The organism is Ehrlichia chaffeensis str. Arkansas (assembly GCF_000013145.1).
In the GTDB taxonomy this organism is placed as follows: Bacteria; Pseudomonadota; Alphaproteobacteria; order Rickettsiales; family Anaplasmataceae; genus Ehrlichia; species Ehrlichia chaffeensis.
This window is the reverse complement of sequence record NC_007799.1, coordinates 820,903-836,771: the sequence shown is the minus strand read 5'-3', so window position 1 is coordinate 836,771 and position 15,869 is coordinate 820,903. Positions and strand designations below refer to the sequence as shown.

General features: G+C 30.2%; 10 protein-coding genes, 1 tRNA gene and 1 pseudogene. 9 read left to right on the top strand and 3 right to left on the bottom strand.

Annotated elements, in window-relative coordinates; genetic code table 11:
- Positions 1-28: 28 nt before the first annotated feature.
- Positions 29-1,024 carry a porphobilinogen synthase gene (gene hemB, locus ECH_RS03410; protein WP_006009768.1) on the bottom strand — a complete coding sequence of 332 codons (996 nt, stop codon included), beginning with the start codon at positions 1,022-1,024 and terminating at the stop codon, positions 29-31.
- Between the two features lie 201 nt (positions 1,025-1,225).
- Between hemB and ECH_RS03405 the strand changes: the two genes are divergently transcribed.
- The 3 genes from ECH_RS03405 to ECH_RS03395 all read left to right on the top strand — a co-directional run bounded on the left by ECH_RS03405 (position 1,226) and on the right by ECH_RS03395 (position 7,461).
- Positions 1,226-3,970: a PD-(D/E)XK nuclease family protein gene (locus tag ECH_RS03405; RefSeq protein WP_011452828.1), complete on the top strand. Its 2,745-nt coding sequence runs from the start codon at positions 1,226-1,228 to the stop codon at positions 3,968-3,970.
- Positions 3,971-4,643: 673 nt separating this feature from the next.
- A complete protein-coding gene (locus ECH_RS03400; protein WP_006009771.1) occupies positions 4,644-5,885 on the top strand; it encodes an MFS transporter in 1,242 nt (413 codons plus the stop codon).
- 340 nt (positions 5,886-6,225) lie between these two features.
- The gene (locus ECH_RS03395) at positions 6,226-7,461 is read left to right on the top strand and encodes an MFS transporter (RefSeq protein WP_006009772.1); all 1,236 of its coding nucleotides are present in this window, start codon (positions 6,226-6,228) and stop codon (positions 7,459-7,461) included.
- A 210-nt stretch (positions 7,462-7,671) separates the two neighbouring features.
- Here ECH_RS03395 and ssb read toward each other — a convergent pair whose 3' ends face one another.
- Entirely contained in the window at positions 7,672-8,145 is a 474-nt protein-coding gene (gene ssb, locus ECH_RS03390; RefSeq protein ID WP_011452824.1) for a single-stranded DNA-binding protein, read from the bottom strand.
- A 145-nt stretch (positions 8,146-8,290) separates the two neighbouring features.
- Here ssb and ECH_RS03385 point away from each other — a divergent pair, with 145 nt between their 5' ends.
- The 6 genes and pseudogenes from ECH_RS03385 to ECH_RS03360 form a co-directional block, all read left to right on the top strand.
- Positions 8,291-9,664: a malonyl-CoA decarboxylase gene (locus ECH_RS03385; RefSeq protein WP_006009777.1), complete on the top strand. Its 1,374-nt coding sequence runs from the start codon at positions 8,291-8,293 to the stop codon at positions 9,662-9,664.
- Between the two features lie 33 nt (positions 9,665-9,697).
- On the top strand, positions 9,698-11,143 hold the full coding sequence (gene gatB / locus ECH_RS03380; RefSeq protein WP_006009779.1) for an Asp-tRNA(Asn)/Glu-tRNA(Gln) amidotransferase subunit GatB: 1,446 nt from the start codon (positions 9,698-9,700) through the stop codon (positions 11,141-11,143).
- Between the two features lie 482 nt (positions 11,144-11,625).
- Positions 11,626-11,699 (top strand) — tRNA-Asp (locus ECH_RS03375).
- A 101-nt stretch (positions 11,700-11,800) separates the two neighbouring features.
- Complete coding sequence (locus ECH_RS03370; RefSeq protein WP_006009781.1) at positions 11,801-12,601, top strand: enoyl-ACP reductase FabI; 801 nt, start codon at positions 11,801-11,803, stop codon at positions 12,599-12,601.
- Between the two features lie 291 nt (positions 12,602-12,892).
- Positions 12,893-14,287: a chromosomal replication initiator protein DnaA gene (dnaA, locus tag ECH_RS03365; protein ID WP_006009784.1), complete on the top strand. Its 1,395-nt coding sequence runs from the start codon at positions 12,893-12,895 to the stop codon at positions 14,285-14,287.
- 32 nt (positions 14,288-14,319) lie between these two features.
- A pseudogene (locus tag ECH_RS03360) lies at positions 14,320-14,595 on the top strand (helix-turn-helix domain-containing protein); the annotation flags it as partial.
- A gap of 263 nt (positions 14,596-14,858) precedes the next feature.
- Here the strand turns inward: ECH_RS03360 and ECH_RS03355 are convergent.
- Complete coding sequence (locus ECH_RS03355) at positions 14,859-15,863, bottom strand: hypothetical protein (RefSeq protein ID WP_011452822.1); 1,005 nt, start codon at positions 15,861-15,863, stop codon at positions 14,859-14,861.
- Between the last annotated feature and the right edge of the window lie 6 nt (positions 15,864-15,869).

Below are 15,869 nucleotides of genomic sequence, written 5' to 3'. Positions count from 1 at the left end.
ATGTATTAAATAGTATGTTGTAGATTTCTTACATTTTGTTTTTTATGAGTATATTTGCTGCATCTATTGCAGCGTAAGTAATTATACTTTTTGCACCTGCACGCTTAAATCCTAATAGAGATTCGTAGATAACAGAATCATAATCTAGCAAGTGATTTTGTGATGCAGCTTTAATCATTGCATATTCTCCACTTACTTGGTATGCAAATACTGGTATCTGACATCTGCTACTAATGGACTTAATTACATCTAGATATGGCATCCCTGGTTTTATCATAATAATATCTGCACTTTCATCGATATCCATTTGTGCCTCAAGTATTGCTTCATTTATGTTTGCAATATCTAATTGGTATGTACTTTTATCTATTGTTTGGGATATTGAGCGAGATCCTACAGCTTCACGAAATGGTTTATAAAAACTGGAACAGTATTTTACAGAGTAAGATAGTATGCATACATCTTGGAAATTACAGTTATCTAAAGCACTTCTGATTTTTTTGACTCTTCCATCCATCATATCTGATGGTGCTACAATGTCACAACCTGCTGCTGCTAAGACTAAAGCTTGCTTATATAAAACTTCTAAGGTTGCGTCATTATCAATTTGCTTGTTGATTACAATTCCATCATGTCCTGAAATTGTATAAGGATCTAATGCAACATCGGCTATTATGCCAATAGTTGGTATGTGTTTTTTGACTTCTTTTATTGCTCTGCATATTAGATTATTAGGGTTAAATGCTTCTTCTGCATTTTCAGATTTCAAATGGGTTTCTACTACTGGAAACAACGATATAGCATTTATGCCTAAATTTGCAGCATGTTCTACCACTTTTAATAATTCAGGGATAGAGTATCTTTTGATGTCAGGTAATTGTTTTACAGGTTCTGATACCCCATCACGATCATGTACAAACAGTGGTAATATTAGGTCGTGTATAGATAAACTAGTTTCTCTTACTAAATTACGTAACCACTCATTTGAACGTTTACGTCTTAATCTAGTATTAGGAAATTGCATATTGTTAGTTTATTGTGTTACATGTGTGTACTAATTTAATCATTTGATTGATAAGTATCAACTTATTTTTTAATTAGATAATTTGTGAGCTTTTATAGTGTTTTCAGAAAAGCTGTAACTATAAATGTTGTAAAAACTAACCTAATTTGTTAAGCATACTATTAGCATTATACTTTAATAATTTTTGGTCTAGCGTGCTTCATGGGAAAAATTTTTTCAGTTTATTGTCCAGAATCATTTTTAGCTGTAGTTGCAAAATTTGCATTTGATATCTTTAATGATAATTCTGGAAATTCTTCTAGTGTAATAATTATAGTACCAAATCAAGAAGATGTTAAGTTGCTATATGGTCAATTGAAACTTTATTTTCATGCTACTGTTCTCGCTCAAGTGAAAGTTATGTCACTATCAGATATAGACCAAGATCTACTAGCTAATGAACACAGTTTTGTCAGAATTATGACTCCAATAAGGAAGCTTTTGTTGTTAATGGAGTTTATAAAGTTGTGGAATTCTGAAAATGGTGATAATTATCCACTGTCTTTAGGTTATGAATTATCTTCATTGTTGAATGAAATGCATGTACATTGTATACCAATATCTAATTTAGAATGTTTGTTTGATTATGATTTACCAGCACATTGTCAAAAGGCAGCTAGATTCCTTTCTGAATTATCTAAAAAGTGGAAAGAAGTTTTAAATAAAGATGAAGTATTAGATATATTAGAGCATAGAAGTTTATATATAGGCAACTTAATTAAGTATTTACAAGATGAAGTATTAAATTGTACTGTGATTTTTGCTGGTATGGTGTTTGACAATTTTTTTGTTAACTTTATTCAGGAATTGTATAAATTACCTAATAGTAGAATAATATTTCCATATGTAGATATAAGTATTGATGAAAAGGATTGGCAGCTATTAGAAGAATGTCATTATCAGTATTATGTGAAGAGTTTATTAGATATTTTGAAGGTTAATAGAAATGATATTGTTTTTCTAGGAGAGCCAAATCATTCTGTATTTGTAAGCAGTGTGTTTAATTTTAATTTATTTTTAGAGAAATATCATCAACATGAGATTCAGAACTATAGTGATTATAGTCGTGTTAAATTAATTACTTGTATTTCAGATGAAGAGGAAGCTCAAGTTGTATCTATGCTTATAAAAGAAAATGTCAACAGCAGCCCTATTGTGTTTACAAATAATTTGTTGTTGACTAAAAGAATAAATTCTATTGTAAATGCAGAAAGATTGTTAGATAAACCTAATGTTGGTTATCTGATATTATCCTTTATATTACATACATTAGAAGTTGTAATGAGTAAATGGAATCCTATCCCGTTATTATCATTACTTAAACATCCTTTTGTGACTTTGGGATATGTTAAAGAAGATTATGATGCTTTAATATCAAGTTTTGAACTAAAAGTTATCAGATCTTATTCTGGTTATGATTTTTTTAGCATGGAAAATAATGTAAAGGAGAAGGTGCCAGATTTGCTACCTTTTTGGGAAAAAATAACAAGTGTTATACTTCCTTTAGTTAAAGTAAAACATGATGTTATATCTTCTATAGTGAAAGCTCATATTGTATGTATACAGAATTTATTAGAAGGTAATCTTGTAATTGATTCTAATGGTTATAGTAAAATTCAAGAATTTTTTGACGACTTACAAAACTCATGTAACGGAATAAAAGTATATGGCATGGATGTATATTATGAAATTTTAACATCAGTTTTGTATAGTAGCTTTTCTTTAGAAAATTATAAATTATCCACTGTTAACTTGTTTAAGAGAGGAATAGTAATCTTTGCTGGGTTTAATGAAATAAATTATGGTGTTAATTCATGTGGAACATTGTTAAACAGGTGGATACGTACAAAATTAGGATTGCCTTCCATTCAAAGAGAAAAGGGTTATTTTGCATATTTGTTACATAGTTTTTTTTATGCAGATAAGATTTATATTACACAATCTTTAAAAAGTTTTGGGAAAATAAATGAAGAATCTATTTGGATTAGGCGATTAGGAATTTTAGCAAAACTTTATGATATAGAAAATTTGAAATGTGAAATTTATTCAAAAATCAGTGATAGATTTTCATGTGATGATACTAAGAGTTTGGCATACTTAAGGCCTCAACCTAATCCAGATATTAATAACAGGGTTATTGCATTCAATGTTTTGTCTACAACTTCTTTAGAGACTTTGGTAAAGAATCCTTATGTCTTTTATCTAAGTAACATTTTAAATATTTTACCATGTAAGAGTATTAATGAAAAATTTTCTATGCGGGATTTTGGGATTGTTGTTCATAATGTTCTACATAAATATTTATTATGCAATAATAATCAACATAGATATGAAGATTTGGTAGAAATTGCTGCGTCAGAATTGTTGGATAAATATAAAGATTTTCCACAAGTTGAAACTATTTTATGGCCTAAGTTCCAAAAGATAGCTGAGCAATTTTTTGAAATTAATTTAGAAAGAGCTCATTATGTTGATGAAATTATTACAGAACGTTTTTTTTCTTGGGAGATCAATAGTAATATCGAAGTAATATCTAGGTGTGATAGGGTAGAATGTTTAAAAGATGGTAGTGTGATAATCATTGATTATAAGACAGGTGCAATTCCTTCACAATCAGATATTAATTATGGAGTTGCATTGCAAATGATAATACAGGCGTTAACAGTAAAGCAGAGCTTAAAAAAGGAGATCTCAGGGTTAATGTATTGGAAGATAAGTTCAGAAGACATGAGAATAGTCCCTATAGATAATTATACTGAGTTAATCAAAAAATTGGAAGTTGCTTTAAAACAGTTAATATTAGATTATGTGGAGTTTATGAAGCCATTTACTGCATCTTGTGATATGTCTAAATACGCTGATTATGATCTTATAACACGTGTAAAGGAGTGGGGATATTTTATATAGATGTCAATTTGCTATTCCTAAGATGGAATTATAGATTTTATAAAATTGTGTATAATGTAAAACTTATCAAAATTTTTGATGCGTATTATGTGTGTTTTTCTTCTACTAAACATGCATTTTTATGTTCATAAAAGCATATCTTTTAATGTTTTAAAAATTATTTTCTAGTTAGGTCTATGTATAGCATTATAAAAATACTTGAAGCTTTAAACATTTTTAAGCTGTAATTATGTGTGTCTTATTTGCAACAGATATAATTTATGCGCAAATGTGTAGTACATATGAATAATACAAACTTAAAAACAACTGAAAAAGTGCTTTATGAAGGATAATTTTTAACAACTGAACTGACCATAAGCAAAGTCATATAAGTAAAAAATGTACATTTGTATGTGTACAGCTTAAATGGTTATAATTGGTAGGGAATTTGTATATTGAATAGTAGATTATTTGATTGTTGTGCTATAGCTTATGTTGTAAATTAGACACTAAATTTGTGTTAATATGTATATTTATTTATAGTAAAAATGTTTTGTCTTAACATCAAAATCAGAATAGTATTGTTGAGCATGTAGTAAGGATATATCCTAAAATCAAGTATTGTTAATAGTGATTGACACAGAGAATAAATGAGGTTATATCCTTTTTATTCTTGTTATAATTAGTGTCTAAAATGTCACATGGTTCTAGTAAAAAAGCAATAATATCTGTATTTTTGTGTGCTTTTATAGAGTGTTATGATTTTTTAGTATATGGAAATTTTGGCCATATATTCAGTCAAATGTTTTTTTCTCAAGTCAATAGTGAGAATTTGTCATTAATATTATCGTTTGCTACATTTGCAATAGCTTTTCTTGTTAGACCTTTCGGCTCATTGTTATTTGGGTATATTGGAGATAAGTATGGGAGAAAGATTTCTTTGTTTATTTCTGCAACCTTGCTTATTTTATCGGTTGGAGGTATTGCATTTTTACCTCTTGTTAGTTCCATAGGTGTAATATCTCCTATTTTATTGGTGGTACTGCGCATTTTTCAGGGGTTATCTTTTGGAGGTGAAGTAGGTGCTATTGTGTTAATAGCAGAAAGTGTTAGGAAAGATCAAGTTGTTGCAGTATTAAGCCTACATTTTGCAATAGCAATACTTGGAGGAGCAACTGGGTCTTTTATTTTTCAGTTGTGTTATAACTTTATTCCGGAAGCTCAATTTTACTCTTGGGGGTGGAGAATACCATTTATTATTGGTTTGGTAATGTCTATGATGTTGCCTATTTTACGTAACTCTGTTGAAGAAAGTAAACAATATTTAGAGTATACATCTGGTAAAAAAGTTTCTAAAGTTCCTATTTTAGATATCATATTACGGCATAAAAAGATTTCTGTAATTACATTTAGTTTAATAGCAGCTTCTAATGCTTTATTTTATGTATTTTTTGTATTTTTAAATATACAGCAGAAAGTAAGTATACCAATTTATAGTCTTTTAATATTTACAATGTTGGTATCAGGTTTTATATCTTTTCTTTTTTTTCGGGTATACAAACCAGAAAATGTATCATTGGTAATTCAAGTTTTATTTATTGTATGTGTATCTCCTGTTGTGTATTTATTAGGGCTTAACTCTATAGTTAGTTATTTTATATTAGCAATTGTATTAGGTATGTATGCAACTCCTATCTTATCTATATTGATATTTTTATTTCCGGTTAATATTAGACAAACTGGTTTTTCAATGTGTTATAGTGTTGCAGCAGGCCTTGGTGGTGCTACTCCTGCAGTTTGTTTATGGTTAATAGAATTAACTGGATGTAGCATGTCTCCTATATTTTATTTAGATTTTTATGTGTTGTTCTCTTTACTTGGTCTTTTGTGTTTGAAACGATATAATGAAAAGCAATGTGAAGTAGCATATGCATAATCAGAGTTAGATAATGTTGTACTTTATTTTATAAATTTCACAAATGATGAGTACTTATTAGTAACATGTATGTACTTAATAAAATGCCATAACACTGGCTTTTCAAAGTTATTTGTTACCTGCTCTTAGGTATTTTATAAACTTTGTATTATGTTGAATAGACAAGTTGTTTGTTAATTCTAGTAGCTGTAAGCTTTTTTCAGTATGCATATAGTGTTTATCTTAAATAGTGTGTTGTAACCATGCTAAATCTTAATTAATTGTTTTATTTTTTTAATAATATTGACATGCATAACTACTGATTGTAGTTATTGTAGTAGTAGGTTTAATTGCTATCCATATGTTGACAACTTCCAATTTAAAGCCAATGCTATCAGTACTTCTGTGTGCATTTATAGAATGTTATGATTTTTTAGTGTATGGGAATTTTAGTAGAATATTTAGTCAGATGTTTTTTTCTCATCTAACAGAAGGTTTTGCGTTATTGTTGTCATTTATGACATTTGGAATAGCTTTTTTTGTTAGACCTTTTGGGTCATTGTTATTTGGTTATGTTGGTGATAAGTATGGTAGAAAAATTGCTTTATTTAGCTCTGCAACCTTACTTATTGTTTCAGTGGGTGGTATAGCCTTTCTTCCTCTTTTTGAATCTATAGGTGTATTATCGCCTATTTTACTGATAGTATTTCGTATTTTACAAGGATTATCCTTTGCTGGAGAAATAGGGTCTGTAGTTTTGATGGCAGAAAATGTAAGGGATCGTCGTAATATTGCATATGCAATGGGTAGTCATTTTCTAGTGTCAATATTTGGTGGCGCAATAGGATGTTTTGTCTTTAAGTTGTGTTATAATTTAATTCCAGAAGCTCAATTTTATTCTTGGGGATGGAGAATACCATTTATTATCGGATTGATAATGTCTTTATTGTTACCTTTGTTGCGTACTTCTGTTGAAGAAAGTAGAGAGTATTTGGATTATAAAAGTAAGCGTAAAATTTCTAGGATGCCTATTTTAGATGTCATATTCAATCATAAAAAACCTTTTATAGTAGCATGTATTTTTGTACCTTTTTGTAATTCTTTGTTTTACACTTTCTTTGTGTTCTTGGATGTGCAAAGCAAAGTAAGTATGTCGGTGTATGCTTTATTGATTTTAACAGTAACTTTATCGTGTTGTCTGTTTACTATGCTGTGTAGGATATATAAAACTACAACTGTTGCTCTCTGTATTCAGGTGTTTTTTATTATAGGGATATCTCCTCTTATTTGGTTTTTTGGTAAATCTATTGTAACTTATTTTCTTGTAGCATTTTCTTTAGGTATATGTGCAACACCTCTTATTGCTGTAATTATGCTTTTATTTCCAGCGAATGTTAGACAAACTGGGTATTCAGTTGCATTTAGTCTTGCAGTAGGATGTTTTAGTATGTTAACTCCTGCAGTTTTGTTATGGTTGGAAAAATTTAGTATACCTCCTGTACTTTGTATAGATTTTTATGCTTTACTTTCTTTATATGGTTTTTATTGTCTTAAGAAAGATAAGAAAGTTGCTGAATATGAAAGTGTATTTGTATAATTATACTATAGGGTTATCGATTGTTTTTAAGTACAAACTTGATTGTTGATGTGTATGCTACATTTCATTGAAGTGTATATCATTCTTATAATCCTAGCTGTTATACGTTGGTAACTTATAAAGAGTTCTGATATGAACATTAATGGTATAGTGCAATAGCGTTGTTCTAGTAAGATTAAATGTTTAATACATAGTAGATTAGAGTGTTGACTAGAATGGTATCTCATCGTCGATAATTATATCATCGCAACTACTGTTTAGCGAATTTTCTTTATTGAAACTTTCAGTAGCGTAATCTTCTGATATACCATTGTTATCCATTGTGTTGTTTTTAGCATCTAGCATATACAAAGCTGAATTAAACCCTTGTAGGATAACCTCTGTTGTGTAGCGATCTACATTATTTTGGTCTGTCCATTTTCTTGTTCTTAATGACCCTTCAATGTATATCTTGCTTCCTTTGCGTATGCAATTTTTTATAATTTTTACTAACCCTTCATTGAATACTACTACATTGTGCCATTCTGTTTTTTCTGTGCGCATGCCTGATGCCTTATCTACCCAGCTTTCCGATGTAGCTATGGAGAAGCTTGCCATCTCCTTCCCGTTTTGCATTACCCTAATATCTGGGTCTTTGCCTAGATTGCCTATTAAAATTACCTTATTTACACCAATAGTGGACATAGCTGTATCGTCATCGTAAATTAGAGTTGTTATTATCATATTTTATTAATAAATCAGTCAATAAGTTTTTATTATATTCTAAAAAAAATAGACTAATGGTATGGAATAATGTTATCTAGGGTATTTATTTTAATTGTGGTTCACAATGGATAACTCATTACCAGTGATAAGGAATAAGACAATAAATAGTGTTTTTAAAGTTATGGGGGAAATGGCTGATGCAATATTTTCTTGGGTCAGTAGTATTAATAAAGATTTGACTAGGGATCAGGATATTAGTGATCTTTATGAAAAAATGAAAGAGTGTGTTAATCCGAAGGGTGGTGAGATTAAAGCAAGATATAACACTATATCTCTAGGTAATTTATATTTGAATCTATCTGATGTTGGTAAAGTAGCTTTTCTTAAATTATTGGAAGAAAAATTTAGTGCTGATAGGGTTGAGATAGATGAGAAGGTAGGGGATTATATACGTGAAATAGATGAAGATGGGAAAAGAAAATGTGAATTTCAATTGATGACAGTTCTAGAGTCTCCTAGATTACGTATACTTAAGCAATTTATTTCATTACCTGATGGTTTAAAATTTATTGTAGATATGAGATCTGATGTAATTCGATTGAATAAAAATCAATCGTTTTTTTCACTAGAAAAAGATTTAAGAAATATATTATCTTACTGGTTTGATATTGGCCTTTTGGATTTGCATCAAATTACATGGGATTCTCCTGCTTCTTTATTAGAAAAGTTGATTTTATATGAAGCAGTGCATGCAATCTCTTCATGGGATGATTTACGAGATAGATTAGATTCAGACCGTAGGTGCTTTTCTTTCTTTCATTATAAGATGTCAAGAGAACCTTTAATTTTTGTAGAAGTAGCTCTTGTTGATGAAATAGCTACTAGTATACAAATGTTGTTAGATTCTCATATACCAGCTAAGGATCCTAAAAATGCAAAGGTAGCTATTTTTTATTCAATTTCAAATACTCAAAAGGGACTTTCTGGAATCAGTTTAGGTAATTTTTTAATAAAGCGTGTTGTGAATAAATTATCAGAAGAGTTTCAAAGTATTAAAATTTATGCAACTCTTTCTCCTATACCAGGTTTTGTGAAATGGATTATGAATACTTTGCCAAGTCATGTTGAGTTGCTGAATGAGCTTAAGATTGCTGTATCTATTGATGAGATAATCTCATATGTTAATGCTAGACAGTATGCTGATTTATCTCAAGATATCAAGAATTTATTTTTAAAGTTGTGTGCTTATTATTTGGTAAAAGCTAAAAATACTGATAGAGCATTAGATCCAGTAGCACATTTTCACTTAAGTAATGGGGCAATTATAAAACAACTAAATTGGATGGCTGATATTTCTGAAAAGGGATTAAACAATTCAATGGGTATTATGGTGAATTATCATTATGAATTATCTAAAATAGATGATAATTATGAAAACTATGTAATTAATAGAGAGATTAATTGTTCAAAAGAAGTGTTGTCACTATTAAAGCGTTGATTTAATATGTTTTATTTAAAGTGATATATTTTTATGACGATTATTAAAGGAAATAGGTGTGATTGGGAGGTAGTAATAGGGTTAGAAGTCCATGCACAAGTTATTTCCAATTCTAAATTATTTTCTGGTGCTTCAACAAAGACTTATGATGCTTTACCTAATACGCAAGTAGCGCTTTTTGATGTAGCAATGCCAGGTATGTTGCCTGTACTTAATGAGTATTGTGTTTATCAAGCAATAAAAACAGGAATTGCTCTATCATGTAAGATTAACAAGTATTCAGCTTTTGATAGAAAGAATTATTTTTATCCTGACTTACCTTCTGGTTATCAAATAACACAGTTCTATTATCCTATAGCAACAGAAGGTAAAATTGTCTTAGAAGATCATGATATGAAGGAAATTCGCATTGCTAGAATTCATCTTGAGCAAGATGCAGGAAAAAGTATTCATGAATTTGACAAAACTTATATAGATTTCAATAGGGCAGGTGTTGCATTAATGGAAATAGTGTCAGAGCCTGATTTCAGATCTATTGAAGAGGTTGCAGAATATCTGAAGAAGTTACGTATGATATTGCGTTTTATAGAAACATGTGATGGAGATATGGAAAAAGGTTCTTTACGTTGTGATGCAAATGTTTCAGTCAAACCTGTTGGAAGTAGTGAGCTTGGAATAAGGTCTGAAATAAAAAATCTTAATTCCATTCGTTATGTTATGCAAGCTATCGAGTATGAAGCAAATAGACAGGTTAATGCTTTGGAAAATGGAGAAATAGTTACTCAAAATACGTTGTTGTTTGATGTTACTTCAGGGCAAACAAGAGTAATTAGGACTAAAGAAGATGCTCATGATTATCGATATTTTCCAGATCCTGACTTATTTCCATTAAAGATTGATGATCAATATATAGATCATGTCAGGTCGTCTTTACCAGAACTACCTATGCAGAAAAGAGAGCGTTATACTAATGATTTTAGTCTAAGTAAGTATGATGCAGATATTTTATCTTCTGATAAGGATGTAGCTATATATTTTGAAAAGGTTGCAGAGAAGCATGATGGCAAACTTGCAGCATCTTGGATAACAGGTGAGCTTTTTGGTAGACTAAATAGGCTTGGAATTACTATTGGTGAATCTTCTGTGACAGCTGAAGACTTGATACAGCTGCTTGATTTGATAGTCAATAATACTATTTCTGGAAAAATAGCAAAGCAAGTGTTTGATATGATGTTTGAGTCAGGTAAATCACCTGCATTGATAGTCAGTGAACATGGGTTAAAGCAGGTAAGCGATGAGAATGCTTTATCTGTAATTGTGGAAAGGGTTTTAAAAAATAATGCAAGTAAAGTAGTAGAATATAAACAAGGTAAAGAAAAATTATTTGGGTATTTTGTTGGGCAGGTAATGAAAGAAACGCAAGGCAAAGCAAACCCTGATATGGTAAATTCTATTATCAAGCAGCAGTTAGAAAATTAATAGTTATGAGTTATTGATGAATATAAAATCATATTAACTATATTAAATAAAGTTTTATTGTTTATCTATTTCTCAATGCTAATTGTATATTGTTGAATTGGTGGGTTGTAGAGTTGTGATTTTTAAAGTGTGTTTGTCATTTCAACTATATAGATTTTGATCAGTTATGTGCTAGGTAAATAAGAATAGATTTTATATACAGTTACAAATGTAATTGCTGACGGATATTCTTTGACAGAATGGTACTTGTTTTGATGAAAATATAGTATTTGTCTGTAATAGCTAAGATATGGAATAACATTGTTGTGAACATATAAAGTAGGGAGGTATAAATTTTTTTATATTATTTAATTGCAATAAATATTAGATAATGTTATTAAACTCCTACAGGTTTGCATATAAGAATTGTGATATTGATAAAAAGTAAAACCTTATTGACAACCTTTCTTATGCTGGTTAGCATTATAGATCTTATGTTTATCGGGGGCGTAGTTTAGTTGGTTAGAACATAAGCCTGTCACGCTTAAGGTCGCGAGTTCGAGTCTCGTCGCTCCCGCATCTTGAATTTTTTTGTTTTATTTATAAGATATTAATTAATGTAGTATTGTAAGAGCATGTCTAAAAAATAAGGAGATATCAGTGCTTGCTAGTGATATGATGAAAGGAAAAAAAGGATTAGTCATTGGAATTGCTAATGATAAATCTTTAGCATGGGGGATTGCTAAAACTTTAGCTATGCATGGGGCAGATATAGCAGTGACTTATTTATCCGACGTTTTTAAGAAAAGGATAGATCCTTTAGCGGAATCTATAGGTGTAAAGTTGGTCTTGCAATGTGATGTATCTAAAGAAGAGACTGTAGATAATATGTTTGCACAGCTTAGTGATGAATGGGAAAGTATGGATTTTTTAGTACATGCTGTTGCTTTTTCTGATAAAAATGAGCTGAAAGGTAGGTATATTGATACGTCATTGAATAATTTTTTGACATCTATGCATATTTCATGTTACTCGCTTACTTACCTTGCTAAAAAAGTAGAGAAGATGATGTGTAATGGAGGTAGTATATTAACATTATCTTATTATGGTGCTCAAAAAGTGATGCCTCACTATAATGTGATGGGAGTATGTAAAGCAGCTTTAGAAGCAAGTGTAAAGTATCTGGCTGTTGATTTAGGTTCTCAGAATATTAGGGTTAATGCTATTTCTGCAGGTCCAGTAAGAACTTTAGCATCTTCTGGGATAGGAGATTTCCATTACATATTGACATGGAATAAATATAATGCACCTTTGAGGCGTAATACTACAATAGACGATGTGGGTGGAGCAGCACTTTATTTATTAAGTGATTTAGGTAAAGGTACTACAGGAGAAATTTTATATGTTGATGGTGGATATCATGCTATAGGTATGAAAGCAATAGATGCTCCTGATATTAATTATATTGAAGCCAAATAAAATGAATATTATTTATATAAAGTTGTGATATTTTAATTATAGTATTGAGTTTTTTTATTTACTTTACTCGTGATGTTTCTATTTCTTTCTTAGTTATACATATTTTTGTTTTGCTGAGTGTATTTTTGGTTGTATATTGCTATGTATTAGGGAAGATTTAGTGTCTTTATGGAAATTTGATAGATGACTTTGTTTTTCTATTGTATAATGCAGAGGATCGTAACTCTATATATAGTGATGCTATAAGATTTATGATTTTTCAAGTTATGATTGTAGTTTTGGATTGGCTATATGAATGATGGTGGTACTGGGCTTTTAGGAGATTGTGTAAAAGAAAAGCTTCAATCTGACAACCAGGTAATTTGGAAAGATATTCAAGTCAAATTACATAAGTTTTATGGTAATGCCATATATGATAGTTGGTTGAGTGTACTAGTATATATTAATAATGAAGGTGGTAAGGTTTTACTGTCTGCTCCAACTAGGTTTATCAAAGAATGGATATTAGTGCATTACTTGGATCAAATTTTAAAATATTGGCAGGATGAAGATCAAAGTGTATGTTCTGTAGACATTTGTGTTGTGAATAATCAAGATACTAATTTGCTAGTGAATATCAAAGATCAGCAAGATAAGGAAGTAAGAAATAATTATGATCATTTAAGTTCTCCTTTGGATCCTAGATTTACTTTTGATAATTTTGTAGTAGGAAAACCAAATGAGCTTGCTTTTGCTGCAGCTAGAAGAGTGGCAGAGTCTAATGAACCAATATCTGGGAGTAATCCTTTATTTCTGTATGGTGGAGTTGGACTTGGGAAAACTCATTTGATGCATGCTATTGCTTGGTATATTATAAAATCTTCTTCGAAAAGAAAAATAGCTTATCTTTCAGCAGAAAAATTTATGTATCAATATGTTACAGCATTAAGAAGCAAGGATATAATGTTGTTTAAAGAGCAATTTCGTTCTGTAGACATATTGATGGTTGATGATGTTCAGTTTATTAGTGGTAAAGACAGTACTCAGGAGGAATTCTTTCATACTTTTAATGCTTTAATAGATCAGAATAAGCAGTTAGTGATATCTGCTGATAGATCACCTAGTGATTTAGATGGAGTTGAAGAAAGGATAAAATCAAGATTAGGTTGGGGATTAGTCGCAGATATTAATGAAACAACTTTTGAGTTACGGTTAGGTATATTGCAGCTAAAAGTTGAAAAGATGGGTATTAATATTCCAAATAAAGTATTAGAGTTTTTAGCAAAGAATATCAAATCCAATATTAGAGAATTAGAGGGTGCGCTTAACAAAGTAGTTGCACATTCTTCATTAGTTGGATGTAGTATTACTTTGGATTCAGCTAGTGATATTTTATCTGATTTATTGCGTGCAAATCACAAATCAGTGACATTAGAATGTATTCAAAGGAAAGTTGCTGAATTCTTTAATATTAAGATAACTGACATGTACTCTACTAGAAGGTTAAGAACTTTAGCGCGTCCTAGGCAAGTAGCAATGTATCTATCAAAGAAATTGACTCAGAAGAGTTTACCAGAAATTGGAAAAAGTTTTGGGGGTAGAGATCATGCTACAGTAATTCATGCTGTTAAGCAGATAGAAAAATTAATAGATACAGACAGTAAACTGAGAGATGATATTAATTTATTGACTAGAATGTTGAGATAAATGATACCTGAATAAGCATACTGTATTGAGAATTAGAATGTATTCAAAGGAAAGTTGCTGAGTTCTTTAAATTAAGACAACTGACATGTACTCTACTAGAAGGTTAAGAACTTTAGTGCGTCCTAGGCAAGTAGCAATGTATTTATCAAAGAAATTGACTCAGAAGAGTTTACCAGAAATTGGAAAAAGTTTTGGGGGTAGAGCTCATGCTACAGTAATTCATGCTGTTAAGCAGATAGAAAAATTAATAAGATGCAGACAGTAAACAGAGAGATGATATTAATGTATTGATTAGAATGTTGAGATAAATAATGCCTGAATAAACATACTGTATTGAGAAGTTTATTGTTTTTACTTTGTATTTATTTAATGTAATAAAGTTTGTGTGCATTTTTTAAGTTTTTATATCTAGATTATTATGGCTAATACCATTTAGTTATTTGTGCATGTATTGTTTTTCTCATCTATTATTTGATACTGTATGATGGCTTTTCTATTTTATCACTTAAAAATATAACACAAAACGTTTCATGCTTTTTAGTTGATACGTTTTATGTACAAAGTTATATTACTATAAGTGCCTACTGGTGTGAGGTTTGCTTGTGTCTTGTTGTTTGTCTTCTTCTTGTTTATGTTGTTGTTCTAAAATTGCAGTGTAGTTTTGTGGTTTCTCAGATATTCTTGATGGCTTTAATACTCCTTCTTGAAAGGGACTATGAATAGTTCCTTCTTTTTCTTTGTCCTCTGTAAGCATGCCATGTAAGCTTTTTCCAACAGTGACTATAAGAAGTATTGGTAAAAGCGGTCCTGCAAATCCTCCTAGACCAAGTGTAAGAGTACCTAGGATAAAGTAAGTGACACTGTATGGAGATGTTATTACGTTAATTAGCTTTTCATCTAGAGATTCTAAAGGCTGTTTGATATCTTCTTTTTTTCCTCCTAATTTTTTCTTGATAGAGCTTAGTGGATTAGATATATCAATTCCTGTTGTATCGTTTATAAATTCACGTATTGATTGCAATGACAATCCTTGTTCCTCCCTATTATATGTTGCTATAGCTGCTTCTATGTTCTTTTGTTGTTGTTCTGTTAAATCCGTTTTTAAATGTGAACAAGATATGATTATGTTAACTAATGCTTCAAAGTCGTCATCAGATGCATCTTGCATTATCTGATTAAATTCCTTTAGTAATGAGGCTTTATACATTCCCTCCATTATCATATTTCTTCTTTGATGTTCTAGTGGTTCTAGACATTTTGTTAATATTCTTGTTTTGTTCCCTATATGTTTACTGTCTGATAAGTGTTTTAGAATGTGTTGGTTGGTTGTATAATTAACATAGGCTAATGCTTCTTCAGAAAAAGATGGACTTGCAATATGTAATGCGATCTCTTCTTGGCTTTTTTTTTGATCGGCTAGTTTTTTTTTGGTATTTTCTTTGTGTTTACTTAATAAATCATCTTTATAGGCTTGTAACTCTTCACTTGTACCATTCATCATTTCTAGTATATTTTCTACACATACTGTGTTGTCTTTGGAATATATGGTCTTGAGATCTCGTGTAGGGTAAAACATTTTTAA